The following is a 16,950-nucleotide window of genomic DNA, read 5'->3' as shown; positions in this document are numbered from 1 at the left end:
CCGGTGTGTGCGGACCGGAGCACCGCCCTGCACTGGGTAGCCTGGGCGGGTGAGCGAGATCGAGATCGGACGCGGCAAGCGTGGGAGACGCGCCTACACCTTCGACGACATCGCCGTCGTCCCCTCCCGCCGCACCCGGGACCCGGAAGAGGTCTCCATCTCCTGGCAGATCGACGCCTACCACTTCGCGCTGCCCGTCCTCGCAGCGCCGATGGACTCGGTGACCTCGCCGGAGACGGCGGTGGAGGTGGGTCGGCTCGGGGGACTGGGGGTGCTCGACCTGGAAGGTCTGTGGACCCGCTACGACGACCCCACCTCCGCCCTCGCCGAGATCGCCTCGCTCGACCCGGCGGAGACGACCGTGCGGATGCGGGAGCTCTACGACGCCCCCGTCCGGCCGGAGCTGATCACCGAGCGCCTCCGCAGCATCCGTGAGGCCGGTGTCACGGTCGCGGGATCGCTCTCCCCGCAGCGCACGCAGCAGTTCTGGAAGGTGGTCGTCGACGCCGGCGTGGACCTCTTCGTCATCCGGGGGACCACGGTCTCCGCCGAGCACGTCTCCGGCCGGGCCGAGCCCCTCAACCTCAAGCGCTTCATCTACGAGCTGGACGTGCCCGTCGTCGTCGGCGGGGCCGGGACATACACGGCCGCCCTCCACCTGATGCGCACCGGGGCGGCGGGTGTCCTCGTCGGCTTCGGCGGCGGCTCGGCGCACCGCACGCGGACCAGTCTTGGGATCCACGCGCCCGCCGCGACAGCCATCGCCGACGTGGCCGCGGCGCGTCGCGACTACCTCGACGAGTCCGGCGGACGCTACGTCCACGTCATCGCCGACGGCGGGGCGAGCAACTCGGGCGAGATCGTCAAGGCGGTCGCCTGCGGTGCCGACGCGGTCATGCTGGGCGCCGCCCTGGCACGCGCCACCGAGGCGCCGGGCGGTGGTTTCCACTGGGGCCCGGAGGCCCACCACCCCCAGCTTCCCCGGGGGGAGAGGGTGGACGTCGGGACGGTCGGCACGCTCGAGCAGATCCTCGTCGGGCCCGCGACCGCGGCCGACGGCACGACCAACATGATGGGTGCCCTGCGGCGGGCGATGGCCACGACCGGGTACACCGACCTGAAGGAGTTCCAGCGAGTGGAAGTTGTGGTGGCCCCCTATGGCAACTGAGGACGACATCGGCGGCCGGCACCGGCCGGGACTCGCCGGAGGGCTTCAGATGCGCAAGGACCCCGTCTACGTGCGCCGCCGGCGGGCGGTGGCCGCCGGCGTCGGCGTGCTGCTGCTCCTCCTGGTGGTGTGGGTCGCGGTCTGGCTCGGAGGTCGGGGGGAGGACGCGGACGCGGCCGGGACGGACGACGCCCCCGGGGTGGCGGCCCCGGCCCCCGCGCCCGGGGACGAGGAGACCGAGGACGAGGACGAGGACGCGCAGGCCTCCGACGACGGGGCAAAGGACGAGGCCGCGCCGACCAGCGAGGGGCCGCCGGCCATCTGGCAGCGCGAGGCCGTCCCCGCGGAGATGCCCAGCGACACCACGGCCATGGAGCCGCTGGACTACCTGACCGGGGAGATGACCCCCAAGTCGGTGATGTCCTCCGACCACGGGCTGATGATCGCCAACAACATGATGTACAGCCACACCTCGACCGTGTTCGACTCGGTGACCCGGGAGCGGGTGGCCGTCCTGGACGACGCCGTCGACCTGGGCGAGTTCGGCGTCGAGGGGCACCCCGGCATCTCCCAGGGATCACCGGTGGAGGCCGTCTGGACCGCCGACGGGCGGTACGCCTACGTGTCCCAGTACACGATGTTCGGCGAGAACTTCGGGGTCCAGGGGTTCGACGCCTGCACCCAGGACAGCGGGGTCGGGCCCTCCTTCGTCTACCGGTTCGACGCCGAGGAGATGGCCTGGGACCAGGTCATCAAGGTCGGAGCCGTGCCCAAGTACCTGGAGATCACCCCTGACCAGTCCACGATCCTGGTCTCCAACTGGTGCGACGCCAGCATCTCCGTCGTCGACGTCGAGAAGGCCGAGGAGGTCAAGGTCATCGACGTCAACGAGTCCCCCCGGGGGATCGCGATCATGCCCGACAGCAACACGGCCTACGTGGTCGCCATGTACGCCCAGTCGCTGTTCAAGATCGACATCGAGGCGGGCACGAGCGAGCTCGTGATGAACACCACCCTGCGGCCGCGGCACCTCAACCTCACCGAGGACGGGTCGACCCTCTACATGACGGTCAGCTCGGCGAACACGATCTACAAGATCGACACCGACACCGACGAGATCGTCGACGAGGTCTCCCCGGGCCTGGAGCCGCGGAGCGTCACCATGTCCCCGGACGAGACCGCGCTGTACGTCGTCAACTACAACGAGGCCACGGTGGCCAAGGTCCGCACCTCCGACATGACCGTCATCGACAAGCGCAACGTCGACGCCGATCCGATCGGCATCGACTACGACCCGGTGACCAACACCGTCTGGGTCGCCTGCTACAACGGTTCGATGTACGTCTTCGACGACCAGAGCACCCAGCTGTAGCCCGGCCGGACCGGGCGCCCGTCCGTCCGGGCGTGTCGGTCGGCCCGGTGCCATCACCTACCCTGGAAGCGTGATCCGCACCGCCCTCCGGCCCCCCTGGCTGGCACTGCTGGCGCTGCTCGTCGCAGTCGTCTGGGCGTTCGTGCAGCTGGGCACCTGGCAGATCGGTGTCAGCAGCAACGAGGCCGCCCGGGAGCGGGCCGTCGAGCAGGCCGCCCGGCCCACCGAGCCCCTGGGCGAGGTGACGGCTCCGCACCGGACCTTCCCCGACGACGCGGCCGGCCTGTCGGTGGGCGCCGAGGGCCGGTACGTCCCGGAGCACCAGTTCCTCGTGCCCGACCGGTTGCTCGAGGGTGACCGGGGCTACTGGGTGGTGACGCCGCTGCGCACCTCGGCCTCCGGGGAACCTGCGCTGCTGCCCGTCGTGCGCGGCTTCGTGACCGACCCGTCGGCGGCGGACCGACCGCCGGAGTCCCCGGTCCGGCTCACCGGGACCCTCGCGCCCAGCGAGTCCCCCGTGGAGGGAGGACCCTGGCCGCCGGGGATCCGCGCGTCCATTGACAGCGCCGACCTGGTCAACGACTGGGACGAGCCGCTCTTCACCGGTTTTCTCTTCCTGGTCGAGGAGGACCCCCCTGCCCTGACGTCGGCCGGGGTCGACCGCATCCCTCCGCCGGTCTTCGGCGAGAGCGGCATCGTGTGGCGCAACTTCGGCTACGGCCTGCAGTGGTTCGTCTTCGCGGCGTTCGCGGTCTACATGTACCTGCGCTTCCTCCGCGACGCGGCGCGAGGCAACGACACCGGAACGGCCCGAGGACCCGACAGAGGGCCGCAGGACGGGACCGACCCCGGCGACGGGACCGACCCCGACGACGGCCCGCCCGGGCCGGGCGCGGCCGGCATACCCGCCGCCCGCCGACCCCTGACCACCACCGGCTCCCGAGGAGACCACCGATGACCGCCCGTGCCAAGCTCACCTTCTTCCGCGTGATGGCCTTCCTCGTGGGGGTCGGCCTGCTGGTCCTCGTGGCGCACATGGTCCTGCGCTACGGCTTCGACAACCACGCCCTCGCCTGGTGGCCGGCGCCGCACGGGTGGTTCTACATGGTCTACGTGGCCGCGGTCGCCCTGCTGGGCTTCGAGCTGCGCTGGGGACTGGGGCGGATGGTGCTCGTCATGCTGGCCGGGTGCGTCCCGTTCCTGTCCTTCTGGGTCGAGCACCGGGTCAGCCGCGAGGCCTCCGCGCAGATCGCGGGGGAGCGGGTCGACGCGGATAGGGTGGCGGCGTGACCCAGCCCCTGGACCAGCGACCGGTCCTGGTCGTCGACTTCGGCGCCCAGTACGCCCAGCTCATCGCCCGCCGCGTGCGCGAGGTCGACGTCTACAGCGAGATCGTGCCGCACACGATGCCGGCTGCGGAGATGCTGGCCAAGGACCCGGCCGCCATCATCCTCTCCGGAGGTCCGTCGTCGGTGTACGCCGAGGGCGCTCCCGCCCTGGAGGAGGCCGTGGTCGAGGCCGGCGTGCCCGTGCTGGGCATCTGCTACGGGTTCCAGGCGATGGCCGAGGCGCTCGGAGGGGCGGTCGCCCGCACCGGGTCGCGCGAGTACGGCGACACCACCGCGGCGGTCACCGACACCGGCAGCACGCTGTTCGCCGGGCAGCCGGGGAGCCAGCAGGTCTGGATGTCCCACGGCGACGCCGTCACCGCAGCGCCCCCCGGGACCCGCGTGACCGCGACCACCCCGGGCGCCGAGGTGGCGGCCTTCGAGGACGACGACCGTCGCCTCTACGGCGTCCAGTGGCACCCCGAGGTCCTGCACTCGGCGCACGGGCGGGAGGTGCTGACCAACTTCCTGGTCAGCGGTGCCGGCATCCAACCCACCTGGACCAGCGGGAACGTGGCCGACCAGCTCGTCGAGGAGATCCGCGAACGGGTGGGCCAGGACCGGGTGCTCTGCGGACTCTCCGGCGGAGTCGACTCCTCCGTCGCGGCCGCCCTGGTGCAGCGGGCCGTGGGCGACCAGCTGACCTGCGTCTTCGTCGACCACGGGCTCCTGCGAGAGGGGGAGGCCGAGCAGGTCGAGGAGGACTTCGTCGCGGCGACCGGTGTCGACCTGGTGGTCGTCGACGCCCGCGAGCGCTTCCTCTCCGCGCTGGCCGGGGTCAGCGACCCGGAGGAGAAGCGCAAGGTCATCGGCCGGGAGTTCATCCGGGTGTTCGAGCAGGCGGCCCGGGACGTGGTGCGCGCCCACGAGGCCCCGGGCGCCGTCGCCGGCGGGGACCACCCGGTCAAGTGGCTCGTGCAGGGCACCCTCTACCCGGACGTCGTCGAGTCGGGCGGGGGGACGGGCGCGGCCAACATCAAGAGCCACCACAACGTGGGCGGTCTGCCCGACGACCTGCAGTTCCAGCTGATCGAGCCGCTGCGCACGCTCTTCAAGGACGAGGTGCGCCAGGTCGGGCTGGAGCTCGGCGTGCCGGAGTCCATCGTCTGGCGCCAGCCCTTCCCCGGCCCCGGGCTGGGCATCCGGATCGTCGGCGAGGTGACCGGCCCCCGTCTGGACGTCCTGCGCCGCGCCGACGCGATCGCCCGGGCCGAGCTCAGCGCGGCCGGGCTGGACCGGGAGATCTGGCAGTGCCCCGTCGTGCTCCTGGCCGACGTGCGCTCCGTGGGGGTGCAGGGCGACGGGCGCACCTACGGGCATCCGGTGGTCCTGCGACCCGTCTCGAGCGAGGACGCGATGACGGCCGACTGGACCCGCGTGCCCTACTACGACGTGCTGGCCCGGATCTCCTCGCGGATCACCAACGAGGTCCCCGAGGTCAACCGGGTCGTGCTGGACGTCACCAGCAAGCCGCCGGGCACCATCGAGTGGGAGTGAGGGGTATGCGGCTGCGCACCACCGCGGCGCTCGTCGCCGGGCGGGGGGCCCGGCTCGCCTCGCGCCTGCGGGGCGGGGGCTCGGCGCTCCCGGGCCTCGTCGCCGAGCGGATCGACCCGGCGGTGCTGCGGCACACCCTGGGGTCGCTGCCCCGGGGCGTCGTCGTGGTGTCGGGCACGAACGGCAAGACCACGACCACCAAGATGCTCGTGGCCCTGCTGCGGGCGCACGGATGGCGGGTGTTCACCAACCCGACCGGGTCGAACTTCACGCGCGGGGTCATCTCCTCGCTGCTGGGGGAGGTGCGCCTGGACGGGCGGCTGGAGGCGGACGTGGCGGTCGTGGAGCTGGACGAGGCGCACGCGCTGCACTTCGTGGCCCAGGTGCCGCCCACGCACGCGCTGCTGCTCAACGTGGCCCGCGACCAGCTGGACCGGTTCGCCGAGATCGACCACACCGCCCGGCTGCTGACCCGGCTCGCGGAGCAGACGACGACGGGGGTGGTGCTCAACGCCGACGACTCGTTCATCTCCCGGGTGCGTGGCCGGCTGGCGCCGGGCGTGCGGGTGCGCTGGTTCGGGGTCGACCCCAGCATCGCGGACCGTCTGCCGGAGCTGCAGGAGGCCGACGTCCGGTTCGAGGACGCGGACGAGCGCCCGTCGCTGGGGACGCACGACGGCCTGCTGCTGCCGGACGCGGACGGCCGTGCCCTGACGGTGCGCTTCCCCGGCGGCACCGACGTCGGCCCCCTGACGCTGCGCCAGCGCGGACTGGCCGCGATGATCAACGCCACGGCGGCCACGACCACCGCCCGGGAGCTGCTCGGGGAGGAGTTCTCCACCGAGATCGCGGCGCGGGCGCTGGCGGCGGTGGAGCCTCCGTTCGGGCGGGGCGAGGTCGTCGACGTCGACGGGGCCCCGCTGGAGCTGGTGCTGGTGAAGAACCCCGCCGGGTTCACCGTCGCGCTCGGCACCTACGGCAACGAGCCGGTCGACACGATGGTGGCCATCAACGACAACTACGCCGACGGGCGGGACGTCTCCTGGCTCTACGACGTGTCCTTCGAGTCCCTGCGGGAGCGCGGGGTGGCGCTGACCAGCGGGGTGCGTGGGTGGGACATGGCGCTGCGCCTGCGCTACGACGGCGTGGAGGTCGGCGCCGTGGAGACGGACCTGGACCGGGCCCTGGACCGGTTCCTGGAGGACCACCGGGGTCGGCCCACGCGGATCTTCTGCACCTACACCGCCATGATGCACCTGCGTCGGCGGCTGGCCGAGCGCTACGGACTGGCCCGTTTCGGAGAGGACCCCACGGCATGAGCGGTCTGCCCGACGACCCCGCGTCCGCCCCGGACCCCGCGTCCGCCCCGGACCCCGCGTCCGCCCCGGACCCCGCGTCCGCCCCGGACCCCGCGTCCGCCGGGTCCGCCCCAGGCCCCGCACTGCCGCCGGAGTTCGGGGACGGGCTGCCCCGGGCCGTCACCGAGCTGGCGGACGTGCCCGCGGACAAGGGCGAGGTGCACCTGGTGCACCTCTACCCCCGGGAGATGAGCATCTACGGCGACCTGGGCAACACCCGCTGCCTGGCGTCCCGCCTACGCTGGCACGGGTACCGTCCCGTGGTGCACGACCACCACCCGGGCGCACCCTGGCCGGACCGGGTGGACCTCGTCCTCGGCGGAGGAGGGCAGGACAGCGGCCAGGCCCGCGTCCAGGACGACCTGGCGGCCAACGGCGACCGGCTGCGGGCGCTGGCGGCGGACGGGGTGCCGATGCTCATGATCTGCGGGATGTACCAGCTCTTCGGCGAGGCGTTCGTCACCGTGGAGGGCACCCGGCTCCCCGGCCTGGGCATCCTGTCGGTGACGACGACGGGCAACGCCACCCGGATGATCGGGCCGGTGGTCCTGGAGACGGGGCTGGGCGAGGTCGTGGGCTACGAGAACCACTCGGGGTCCACCGTCCTGGCGCCCGGGCAGGAGCCCTTCGGCCGGGTGCGCGTCGGCAGCGGCAACAACGGCGACGACGGCACGGAGGGTGCGCGCAGCGGCAACGTCATCGGCTCCTACCTGCACGGGCCGGTGCTGCCGGCCAACCCCGGTCTCGCCGACGGCCTGCTGCAGATCGCGGCCCGCCGCGCGACCGGGGACTTCGTGCCCGAGGCCGTGGACGACACCCTGGCGCAGCGGGCGCACGAGCACCAGGTGCGGCGCCTGCTGCGCGCCGGTCAGTCGGACGGGGGGGCCTGGCCCGTTCCCCGGTGGCTCCCGTCCTGGGTCCCCGGCCGGTCGGGACGGCCGCCCGTCACCACGGGCTGACGGGCCACGACCGCCCGTCCGGGACCCACCCACCAGTGCAGGAGGGCGGCCAGCCCGAACGGGACGACGAGAGCAGGTGGGCGTACACGGCATACAGCAGGGCCGTGGCCGACGCCGCACCGGCGTCCCCGCCGAGCAGCACGAGCACCCCCGCGGTCCCCACCTCGGTCACACCCAGCCCGCCCGGGGTCACCGCCATGACGGTGAGCAGCTGGCGGAAGGTGTAGGCGCACACGAGGGCGGCCACCGGCAGGTCCATGCCGACGGTGCGGGCCGCCAGCCAGTAGAGCCCGAAGAGGAGGACGAACTGGCCCGTCATGCCCAGGGTCATCGTGCCCCAGCGGGAGCCGACGACCTCGCGGACGCGTCGCCGCTGGTCCCCGACGACCAGGTCGGCGACGGCGTGCGAGGCGCGGACCCGGCTGCTGAACGGCGTGGCGACCAGCCGGACCACGGTCGCGACCGCCGTCGCCACCCGGTCCGAGAGCAGCACCAGGGCGGTCCCCGCGACCACGCCCGTCCCCAGGGCTCCCGCCACCCACGCACCGGCCACCACCGCGGACGGGGCGTCGACCGGGCCTGCCACGAGCACGAGGCAGCCGACGACCGGCAGGGCGACCCGGGCGAGCACGTTGAGCACCCCGGTGACGAGGAAGGAGCTGGAGATGGCCCGCCGCGGAAAACCCCAGGTGCGCAGCATGGTCCAGGCGGCCGCGACGCCGACGGCGGCTCCCAGGGGGACCAGGTTGGCGATCGTCGCCGTCACCGCGTTCAGACGCAGCGCCCGCCCCGCCCCGAGGCCGGGCAGCGACCCGGTGAGGACGAAGGTGTAGCAGTACAGACCGGCCAGCAGCAGGGCCCCCATGGCCACCGCCGGCCCCGGGCGCAGCCGTCCCAGCTGGGTGCCGATGGCGTCCCAGGACGTGTCCAGCAGGGACGGGAGCCCGTAGGCGATGAGCAGGGCGACCACGGCCAGGCCGAGCACGGACTGCAGCACGTCGCGCCACCCCGGGACGCGCAGCGTGGGGACGGCGGGGCTCACCGGGCCGCCACCGGGGCGCCGTCCCTCGAGCCGGGCGCCCCGTCCCGACAGCAGCCACCACAGCCCTGCGACCGGCAGCACGAGCGGGATGAGGAGGTAGCCGACCCCGTAGCCGGACCACACGGTGGCGTCGGGGAACATCTCCGGGGCCAGCAGGCTCCACGTGCCCACGACCAGGACCCCGACCAGCTCCACGGACAGGGCCACGACGCTGACCCACCAGGCCGTCCGCCCGGGCATGGACAGCGAGACCAGCGCCACGACGTAGACGACGGCTGCCAGGGCCGACAGCGAGTAGGCGAGCGGGGCCGCCTCGAAGCGGGTGAGGATCTGGGCCGCCGACCGGGAGACGGTGCCGATGACGAAGACGAGGTAGAGCGCCAGGATCACCCGTCCGGGTCCGTGCCGCCGGTCACCGGCGTGCGCGGTCGGTGCCCTCACGGGGCGAACCCGACGCCGTACCAGATCTGGGCCGACCGGGCCGCCATGACCGCCACCGTGAACGCCGCGACGGACAGCACGAACGTGCTCCACCGGGTGCGCTCCTCCCGGGCCCAGATGAGCGCGACCGCCGGCAGGAAGGCGATCGTCACCAGGTAGGCCCACAGCTCCCACCCGGGGCCTCCGGGGGACTGCCCGGCCACCTGGCGCCAGAGGTAGAGGCCCAGGTAGGCCAGGGCGCCGACCTGCAGGAGCACCGTGGCACCGACGGTCACCGGACCGGGGGCCCGCCCGTCGAGCCCGGCGACCAGGCTGAGGAGGGCGACGAGGAGCCCGCCCACCAGGATCACCAGGGTCGGCGCGTCCAGGTAGCTCGACGTGCCGTCGGTGGCCCGCGCCGCGAGGGCGAGGGCGCTCACGACGGGGTGCCCGGGCCGGGTCCGGGAGGGCTCGCAGGGGTGCACACGCGTCCCAGGGTATGCGGCGCGCGTGCCGGTCGGGCTGTGGAGGTCGGCCGGGAGCGTCGCCGACGACGCCTACCATGGTCGGACGATGAGCAGCCTGTTCGACCACCTCTCCTTCGACGCTCCGCCGTCCGCACCGCCGGCCGGTGCGGCCGCCCGCGCCGACGACGTCGACGAGCGGGGGGTCCCGGCCTGGGCGGTCGGGGAGGGGTCCCCGACCCCCGTCCGGACGTCCGGACGGGGGTCGGAGGAGGGGGCGCGCGGATCCCAGGGCCCGGGCAGGTCGGTGGCCCAGCTGCTCGAGGGGCTGAACGATCCGCAGCGGGAGGCGGTCGTGCACGAGGGCAGCCCGCTGCTCATCGTGGCCGGCGCCGGGTCGGGCAAGACCAGGGTCCTGACCCACCGGATCGCCTACCTCCTGGCCCGGCGCGGCGTCCACCCCGGGCAGGTGCTCGCCATCACGTTCACCAACAAGGCCGCCGCCGAGATGCGCGACCGGGTCGAGACCCTCGTCGGTCCCCGGGCACGGGCCATGTGGGTCTCGACCTTCCACTCCGCGTGCGTGCGCATCCTGCGGCGGGAGGCGACCACCGCCGGTCTGCGCTCGACCTTCTCCATCTACGACGCGGCCGACAGCCAACGGCTCATGGGCATGGTCGTGCGCGACCTCGACCTGGATCCCAAGCGCTACCCTCCCCGGGCCTTCCTGGCCAAGGTGTCCGCCGCGAAAAACGAGCTGGTCGACGAGGAGACCTTCGCCGCCGGGGTCGGTGCCAACCCGTACGAGCAGAAGGTCGCCGAGGCCTACACGATGTACCAGCGCCGCCTGCGGCAGGCCAACGCGCTCGACTTCGACGACATCATCGCCACCACCGTGCACCTGCTCCGGGCCTTCCCGGACGTGCGTGAGCACTACCGCCGCCGCTTCCGGCACGTCATGGTCGACGAGTACCAGGACACCAACCACGCCCAGTACGCGCTGGTCCGCGAACTGGTGGGCACCCCCGGCGACATCGTCGACGGGGCCGGACGGACGCTGGAGCCGGCGGAGCTGTGCGTCGTCGGGGACGCGGACCAGTCGATCTACGCCTTCCGCGGCGCCACCATCCGCAACATCGTGGAGTTCGAGCAGGACTACCCCGACGCCAGGACCATCCTGCTCGAGCAGAACTACCGCAGCACCGCCACGATCCTGCAGGCCGCCAACGCGGTCATCGCCCGCAACCCCCAGCGCCGGGACAAGCGGCTGTGGACCGAGGCGGGGCAGGGACACCCGATCGTGGGCTACGTGGCCGACAGCGAGCACGACGAGGCCTCGTTCGTGGCCCGCCGGATCGACGAGCTGGCCGACGAGCGGGGGGTCCGCCCCGGCGACGTCGCCGTCTTCTACCGCACCAACGCCCAGTCGCGGGCGCTGGAGGAGGTCCTCGTCCGCACCGGCCTGCCCTACAAGGTGGTCGGCGGCACGCGGTTCTACGAGCGCCGGGAGGTCAAGGACGCGCTCGCCTACCTGCGGGTGGTGGCCAACCCCGCCGACGACGTCAACCTCCGGCGCATCCTCAACACCCCCCGGCGCGGCATCGGCGACCGGGCGGTGGGTGCGGTGGCCGCCCTCGCCGAGCGGGAGCGGATCCCGTTCGTCGCGGCGCTGGGCAGGGCGGCCGACGCCCCCGCCATCGCGAGCCGGTCGGTGGCCGCCATCAACGGCTTCACCGCCCTGCTCGAGGGCCTGGGCCGCACCGCGGAGGACCCCGACAGCGGGGTCGGGGCCCTGCTCGAGGCGATCCTGGAGCGGACCGGCTACCTCGCGGAGCTGCGCGCCAGCACCGACCCCCAGGACGAGACCCGGGTGGAGAACCTGGCCGAGCTGGTGACGGTCGCGCGCGAGTTCGACGAGACCTACCCCGAGGGCGGCCTCGTGGACTTCCTCGAGCAGGTGTCCCTGGTGGCCGACGCCGACGAGATCCCGGACGGGGGCGACGGTGGGGGCGTGGTCACGCTGATGACGCTGCACACGGCCAAGGGACTGGAGTTCCCGGTCGTCTTCCTGACCGGCCTGGAGGACGGCACCTTCCCGCACCAGCGCAGCCTGGACGACCCGGCCGAGCTGGAGGAGGAGCGCCGGCTGGCCTACGTCGGCATCACCCGGGCGCGCGAGCAGCTCCACCTGTCGCGGGCCGGTGCCCGGGCCGCCTTCGGGGCCCCGCAGTGGTTCCCGGCCTCGCGCTTCCTGGACGAGATCCCCGAGGAGCTGGTCACCTGGCAGCGCACCGACGCCGACCGGAGCAGCATGACCGGGCGCCGCTCGGCGGCCGAGGGGATGGGCTGGCAGGGTGGCTGGGGCGGGGACCGCGGCCCCGGGCGGCCCGCCGCGGTGCGTCTCGACCCCCGGGGCAGCGCCCCCCGGCGGTCCCGGACGGAGGCGGAGGAGGCTCAGCTGGCCACCCTGTCCGAGGGGGACCGGGTCAGCCACGACTCCTTCGGCCTGGGCACCGTGGTGCGCATCGAGGGCACCGGCCGGCACGCGATGGCGCACGTGGACTTCGGTGGCGAGACCGGCGTCAAGCGCCTCCTGCTGCGGGTGGCTCCTCTCGAGAAGCTCTGATCGCCGGCGGCGGGCCGGACCCGACCGGCCGCGTCGACGGCCGCAGGCCCTGCGATAGTCTGCGGCCATGACCTCATCACCGTTGCGCGTGGTCGTGGCCAAGCCCGGTCTCGACGGCCACGACCGGGGAGCCAAGGTGGTCGCCCGCGCCCTGCGGGACGCCGGCGTGGAGGTGATCTACACCGGGCTGCACCAGACCCCCGAGCAGATCGTCGCCGCCGCCGTCGCCGAGGACGCGGACGCGATCGGGCTGTCGGTCCTCTCCGGTGCCCACCTCACGCTCTTCCGGCGGGTCCTGGACCTGCTCACCGAGCAGGACGCCCGCGACATCGTCGTCTTCGGCGGTGGGATCATCCCGGAGGACGACATCCCGGTGCTCAAGGAGATGGGGGTGGCCGAGGTCTTCACCCCCGGCAGCAGCACCTCCGCGATCACCCGATGGGTGGACGAGCACCTCGCCCAGCCCGCCTGAGGTCCGGCCCCCCGGGCGTCCGCCCCGGGCCGGTGGCACACCTGTTCCGACCAACCACCACCACACGATGGGAAGCTGACTCGTGGATCTGTTCGAGTACCAAGCACGCGACATGTTCGAGAAGCACGGCGTCCCCGTGCTGGCCGGTGCCACCGCGGACACGCCGGAGGACGCGCAGGCGGCCGCCGAGCGGGTCGGGGCAGGGTCCGGCGGCGTCACCGTGGTCAAGGCCCAGGTCAAGACCGGCGGTCGGGGCAAGGCCGGCGGCGTCAAGGTGACCAAGAGCCCCGAGGAGGCCCGCGAGGCCGCCGAGGCGATCCTCGGGATGGACATCAAGGGACACACGGTGCACCGCGTGATGATCGCCGAGGGAGCCCGCATCGCCGAGGAGTACTACTTCTCCGTCCTGCTGGACCGCGCCAACCGCTCGCTGCTCGCGATGTGCTCCAAGGAGGGCGGCGTGGAGATCGAGCAGCTGGCGGTCGAGCGTCCCGAGGCGCTGGCCCGGGTCGAGGTCGACGCCAACACCGGGATCGACGAGGCCAAGGCCCGAGAGATCGTCGAGCAGGCCGGGTTCGACGCCGAGACGGGGGAGAAGATCGTCCCGGTGCTGCAGAAGCTGTGGACCGTCTACCGCGAGGAGGACGCCACGCTCGTGGAGGTCAACCCTTTGGTCAAGACCGAGGACGGGCAGATCGTCGCCCTCGACGGCAAGGTCACCCTCGACGCCAACGCCGACTTCCGCCAGCCGCACCACGCCGAGCTGGAGGACAAGGCCGCCACCGACCCCCTGGAGGCGCAGGCCAAGGAGCTGGACCTCAACTACGTCAAGCTCGACGGCAACGTCGGGATCATCGGCAACGGCGCCGGCCTGGTCATGTCGACCCTGGACGTGGTCGCCTACGCCGGCGAGGAGTTCACCGGAGGGGTCGCCAAGCCCGCCAACTTCCTCGACATCGGGGGCGGCGCCTCCGCCGAGGTCATGGCCAACGGACTGCACGTCATCCTCGGCGACGACCAGGTGAAGTCGGTCTTCGTCAACGTCTCGGCGGCATCACCTCCTGCGACGCGGTCGCCAACGGCATCGTCAAGGCCCTGGAGATGCTCGGCGACGAGGAGACCAAGCCCCTGGTCGTGCGCCTCGACGGCAACAACGTGGAGGAGGGCCGGCGCATCCTCGCCGAGGCCGCCCACCCCCTCGTGACCATCGAGGAGACCATGGACGGCGCCGCCCGCAGCGCTGCCGAGCTGGCCGCCAAGTAAGCCCCCGAGACCACGAACGAAGGATCAGAGACTCCTATGGCAATCTTCCTCGACGACAGCTCCAAGGTCATCGTCCAGGGCATGACCGGTTCCGAGGGTATGAAGCACACCCAGCGGATGCTCGCCTCCGGCACCCAGGTGGTCGGCGGCGTCAACCCCCGCAAGGCCGGCACCGAGGTCGAGTTCCAGGGCGGTGCCACCGTGCCCGTCTTCGGCTCCGTGGCCGAGGCGATGGAGGCGACCGGGGGGGACGTGTCCGTCGTCTTCGTCCCGCCGAAGTTCGCCAAGGACGCGGTGATCGAGGCGGTCGACGCCGGCATGCCGCTGCTGGTGGTCATCACCGAGGGCATCGCGGTCCGGGACACCGCCGAGTTCTGGGCCTACGCCCGGGACCGGGGGACCACCCGCATCGTGGGGCCCAACTGCCCCGGCCTCATCAGCCCCGGGAAGTCCAACGCCGGCATCATCCCGGCCGACATCGCCGGGCCGGGCCGGGTCGGCCTGGTGTCCAAGTCGGGCACGCTGACCTACCAGATGATGTACGAGCTGCGCGACATCGGCTTCTCCACCGCCGTCGGCATCGGTGGCGACCCGGTCATCGGCACCACCCACATCGACTGCCTGCAGGCGTTCCAGGACGACCCCGACACCGACGCCATCGTCATGATCGGCGAGATCGGCGGCGACGCCGAGGAGCGGGCGGCCGACTACATCAAGGACAACGTCACCAAGCCGGTGGTCGGCTACGTGGCCGGCTTCACCGCACCGGAGGGCAAGACGATGGGCCACGCCGGCGCCATCGTCTCCGGCTCCTCAGGGACGGCGCAGGCCAAGCAGGAGGCGCTGGAGGCCGCGGGCGTCAAGGTCGGCAAGACCCCCTCGGAGACCGCCCGCCTCATGCGGGAGATCGTCGCCGGGCTGGACTGACCCACCTGCGGCAGCGCACGACGGGCGGCTCCCTCCGGGGGCCGCCCGTCGGCGCGCCTGCGTCCGGGTCCACCCCCCACGCGCGACGATGGGCGGGCCATGACTGTGCTGCAGCGACCCGAGACCGTCCCCGACCCCGGCCCCCGGGACCGTCCCGACCCGCGCCCCCGTGGGCTGACGGCGGGGCGGCTGGTCGGCCTGCTCCTGGCGGTCCTCTCCGGGGCGGCCTGCGTCCTGCTCGGGGCGATCGCGGTCGCCCTGCCGACCGTGGTCACGTGGGTCGCCGACGAGCGCAGCACGGCCTCGTTCTGGCAGACGCTGGGGGCCTCCGTGGACGTCTGGGCCCTGGCCCACCGGGCGCAGGTGCGCGCCGACGGCACCGACGTGGTGCTGGCACCGCTCGCGCTCACCGCGCTGCTCGTGGGGGTCTGCGCCTACGCCGCGCACCAGGTCGTGCTCACCCGCACCGACCTGCGCTCGCGCGTCCCCCGCATCGGGGGCTGGCGCGCCGCCTGGCACGCGCTCGGGGGCGACGAGGCGGTCGCCTTCGTGCTGGGGTATGCCGTGGCCGCGCTGCTCCTGGCGCACACCGCCAGCTTCGGGGTCGCCCCGGTGTGGCTCCCCAGCCTGCTGCCCGGTGCCCTGCTGGTCCCGGCGCTGGCGGTCCTGGGCGTGTGGTGGGCCGAGCACCGGCGGGCCGACCACCCGGTCGTGGACGCGGGCCTGCGGTGGATGACCCGGCGCACGCCGACGAGCGTGCGCAGGGCGGCGGCCCCGGCGGTGGAGGTCCTCGTCGGGTTCTCCGCGGTCGCCTTCCTCATGGTGCTGGGCCTGCTGCTGATGCGGGGCGACCGGGTGCTGGCCCTCTACGCCGCCCTCGACGCCGGCTGGGTGGGCACGGTCGTGCTCACCCTGGCCCAGCTGCTCGTCCTTCCCAACCTCATGGTCTGGGCCCTCGCCTGGTTGGCCGGTGCGGGGGTGCACGTGGGGACCGTGCACGTCGGCTGGACCGGCTCCACGCCCGGCGACCTGCCCCTCCTGCCGGTCCTGGGCGCCCTGCCGGAACCGGGGGCCCTGCCGCCGGGCCTGTGGGCGATGGCCCTGGTGCCGCTCGTCGCCGGCGGATGGCTGGGCCACCGGGTCGCCGGGTCCGCGCCGCGGCTGTCCACCTGGTGGTCCAAGGCCGCGACCGCGCTCGTGGGGGCCGCGACCGTGGCCCTGGTCGCCCTGCTGCTGGGCTGGCTGTCCTCCGGTGGCCTGACCCCGGGCCTGCTGGGCACCGTGGGCGTGCGGCCGTGGCACGTCGCCGGACTCCTGGGTGCCGAGGTCGCCGTGGGCGCGCTGCTCGTCGTGAGCGTGCGGCACCTGGTCGGTCGCGGACGGCTCGGCCGTCGGTGACCCCGACCACGCAGCCCCCGGGTGCGTCGTCGTCCCCGGCGCGGGTGGTCGTGCTCGTGTCCGGGACGGGCACCCTGCTGCAGGCCCTGCTCGAGGCCTGCGTCGACCCGTCCTACGGCGTCGCGGTCGTCGCGGTCGGCGCCGACCGCGACCGGATCGCCGGTCTGGACCGGGCCCGGGACCGGGGACTGCCGACCTTCGTGGTGCCTCTCCGGGAGCATGCCGACCGGGCCTCCTGGGACGTCGCGCTGGCGGAGGCCCTGGCCGAGCACCGGCCCGACCTCGTCCTCTCCGCCGGGTTCATGAAGATCCTCGGCCCCGCGGTGCTCGGGCGCTTCGTGGTCGTCAACACCCACCCGGCCCTGCTGCCGTCCTTCCCGGGGGCCCACGCCGTCCGGGACGCCCTGGCCCACGGGGTCCGCGTGAGCGGGTGCACGCTGCACCGTGTCGACGCCGGGGTGGACACCGGGCCGATCCTGGCCCAGCGTGCCGTCGCGGTGCTGCCGGACGACACCGAGGAGAGCCTGCACGAGCGGATCAAGGCCGCCGAGCGCGAGCTCCTCGTGCAGGAGCTCCCGCGCCTGCTCGGCCGCTAG

At 73.5% G+C, this 16,950-nt stretch carries 14 protein-coding genes and 1 pseudogene; 13 read left to right on the top strand and 2 right to left on the bottom strand.

Annotated features, from left to right (window positions below):
* The first annotated feature begins 49 nt into the window (after window positions 1-49).
* The 7 genes from ACQ95T_RS14300 to ACQ95T_RS14270 all read left to right on the top strand — a co-directional run bounded on the left by ACQ95T_RS14300 (window position 50) and on the right by ACQ95T_RS14270 (window position 7,742).
* Complete coding sequence (locus ACQ95T_RS14300) at window positions 50-1,168, top strand: GuaB3 family IMP dehydrogenase-related protein (RefSeq protein WP_425941623.1); 1,119 nt, start codon at window positions 50-52, stop codon at window positions 1,166-1,168.
* A complete protein-coding gene (locus ACQ95T_RS14295) occupies window positions 1,158-2,540 on the top strand; it encodes a YncE family protein (protein WP_425941621.1) in 1,383 nt (460 codons plus the stop codon). The genes ACQ95T_RS14300 and ACQ95T_RS14295 overlap by 11 nt, the downstream gene beginning before the upstream one ends.
* A 70-nt stretch (window positions 2,541-2,610) precedes the next feature.
* Window positions 2,611-3,498, top strand: a complete 888-nt coding sequence (locus ACQ95T_RS14290) for an SURF1 family protein (protein WP_431473034.1) — start codon at window positions 2,611-2,613, stop codon at window positions 3,496-3,498.
* Window positions 3,495-3,830, top strand: coding sequence for a DUF3817 domain-containing protein (locus tag ACQ95T_RS14285; protein ID WP_425941617.1), 336 nt, complete (start codon window positions 3,495-3,497; stop codon window positions 3,828-3,830). The genes ACQ95T_RS14290 and ACQ95T_RS14285 overlap by 4 nt, the downstream gene beginning before the upstream one ends.
* A complete protein-coding gene (guaA, locus tag ACQ95T_RS14280; protein ID WP_431473033.1) occupies window positions 3,827-5,425 on the top strand; it encodes a glutamine-hydrolyzing GMP synthase in 1,599 nt (532 codons plus the stop codon). Before ACQ95T_RS14285 ends, guaA begins: the two co-directional genes overlap by 4 nt.
* Before the next feature lie 5 nt (window positions 5,426-5,430).
* The gene (locus ACQ95T_RS14275) at window positions 5,431-6,744 is read left to right on the top strand and encodes a MurT ligase domain-containing protein (protein ID WP_425941613.1); all 1,314 of its coding nucleotides are present in this window, start codon (window positions 5,431-5,433) and stop codon (window positions 6,742-6,744) included.
* On the top strand, window positions 6,741-7,742 hold the full coding sequence (locus tag ACQ95T_RS14270) for a type 1 glutamine amidotransferase (RefSeq protein ID WP_425941611.1): 1,002 nt from the start codon (window positions 6,741-6,743) through the stop codon (window positions 7,740-7,742). Before ACQ95T_RS14275 ends, ACQ95T_RS14270 begins: the two co-directional genes overlap by 4 nt.
* On the opposite strand, the gene ACQ95T_RS14265 is transcribed toward ACQ95T_RS14270, so the two are convergent.
* Window positions 7,729-9,225: a lysylphosphatidylglycerol synthase transmembrane domain-containing protein gene (locus ACQ95T_RS14265; protein ID WP_431473032.1), complete on the bottom strand. Its 1,497-nt coding sequence runs from the start codon at window positions 9,223-9,225 to the stop codon at window positions 7,729-7,731. The genes ACQ95T_RS14270 and ACQ95T_RS14265 overlap by 14 nt on opposite strands.
* Complete coding sequence (locus ACQ95T_RS14260; RefSeq protein WP_425941606.1) at window positions 9,222-9,644, bottom strand: hypothetical protein; 423 nt, start codon at window positions 9,642-9,644, stop codon at window positions 9,222-9,224. Before ACQ95T_RS14260 ends, ACQ95T_RS14265 begins: the two co-directional genes overlap by 4 nt.
* A gap of 133 nt (window positions 9,645-9,777) precedes the next feature.
* On the opposite strand from ACQ95T_RS14260, the gene pcrA reads away from it, so the two are divergent.
* From pcrA to purN, 6 genes and pseudogenes are all read left to right on the top strand, one after another.
* The gene (pcrA, locus tag ACQ95T_RS14255) at window positions 9,778-12,294 is read left to right on the top strand and encodes a DNA helicase PcrA (RefSeq protein ID WP_425941604.1); all 2,517 of its coding nucleotides are present in this window, start codon (window positions 9,778-9,780) and stop codon (window positions 12,292-12,294) included.
* Window positions 12,295-12,361: 67 nt separating this feature from the next.
* Entirely contained in the window at window positions 12,362-12,766 is a 405-nt protein-coding gene (locus ACQ95T_RS14250) for a cobalamin B12-binding domain-containing protein (protein ID WP_425941602.1), read from the top strand.
* Window positions 12,767-12,848: 82 nt separating this feature from the next.
* A pseudogene (gene sucC, locus ACQ95T_RS14245) lies at window positions 12,849-14,029 on the top strand (ADP-forming succinate--CoA ligase subunit beta).
* Window positions 14,030-14,065: 36 nt separating this feature from the next.
* A complete protein-coding gene (sucD, locus tag ACQ95T_RS14240; RefSeq protein WP_425941599.1) occupies window positions 14,066-14,956 on the top strand; it encodes a succinate--CoA ligase subunit alpha in 891 nt (296 codons plus the stop codon).
* A gap of 99 nt (window positions 14,957-15,055) precedes the next feature.
* Window positions 15,056-16,354, top strand: coding sequence for a cell division protein PerM (locus ACQ95T_RS14235; protein WP_425941597.1), 1,299 nt, complete (start codon window positions 15,056-15,058; stop codon window positions 16,352-16,354).
* The gene (gene purN, locus ACQ95T_RS14230) at window positions 16,351-16,950 is read left to right on the top strand and encodes a phosphoribosylglycinamide formyltransferase (protein WP_425941595.1); all 600 of its coding nucleotides are present in this window, start codon (window positions 16,351-16,353) and stop codon (window positions 16,948-16,950) included. The genes ACQ95T_RS14235 and purN overlap by 4 nt, the downstream gene beginning before the upstream one ends.

It is taken from the genome of Ornithinimicrobium carbonis (assembly GCF_050703245.1).
Lineage (GTDB): Bacteria > Actinomycetota > Actinomycetes > Actinomycetales > Dermatophilaceae > Ornithinicoccus.
Note: the sequence above shows the minus strand (reverse complement) of the source record. Positions and strands in the feature narration are given on the sequence as shown.

What these genes read in the sequence shown, in the direction of transcription:
- ACQ95T_RS14295 (WP_425941621.1), top strand. Translation starts at nt 1,158, where the DNA reads ATGGCAACTGAGGACGACATCGGCGGCCGGCACCGGCCGGGACTCGCC.
- ACQ95T_RS14285 (WP_425941617.1), top strand. Translation starts at nt 3,495, where the DNA reads ATGACCGCCCGTGCCAAGCTCACCTTCTTCCGCGTGATGGCCTTCCTC.
- ACQ95T_RS14275 (WP_425941613.1), top strand. Translation starts at nt 5,431, where the DNA reads ATGCGGCTGCGCACCACCGCGGCGCTCGTCGCCGGGCGGGGGGCCCGG.
- ACQ95T_RS14270 (WP_425941611.1), top strand. Translation starts at nt 6,741, where the DNA reads ATGAGCGGTCTGCCCGACGACCCCGCGTCCGCCCCGGACCCCGCGTCC.
- pcrA (WP_425941604.1), top strand. Translation starts at nt 9,778, where the DNA reads ATGAGCAGCCTGTTCGACCACCTCTCCTTCGACGCTCCGCCGTCCGCA.
- ACQ95T_RS14250 (WP_425941602.1), top strand. Translation starts at nt 12,362, where the DNA reads ATGACCTCATCACCGTTGCGCGTGGTCGTGGCCAAGCCCGGTCTCGAC.
- sucD (WP_425941599.1), top strand. Translation starts at nt 14,066, where the DNA reads ATGGCAATCTTCCTCGACGACAGCTCCAAGGTCATCGTCCAGGGCATG.
- ACQ95T_RS14235 (WP_425941597.1), top strand. Translation starts at nt 15,056, where the DNA reads ATGACTGTGCTGCAGCGACCCGAGACCGTCCCCGACCCCGGCCCCCGG.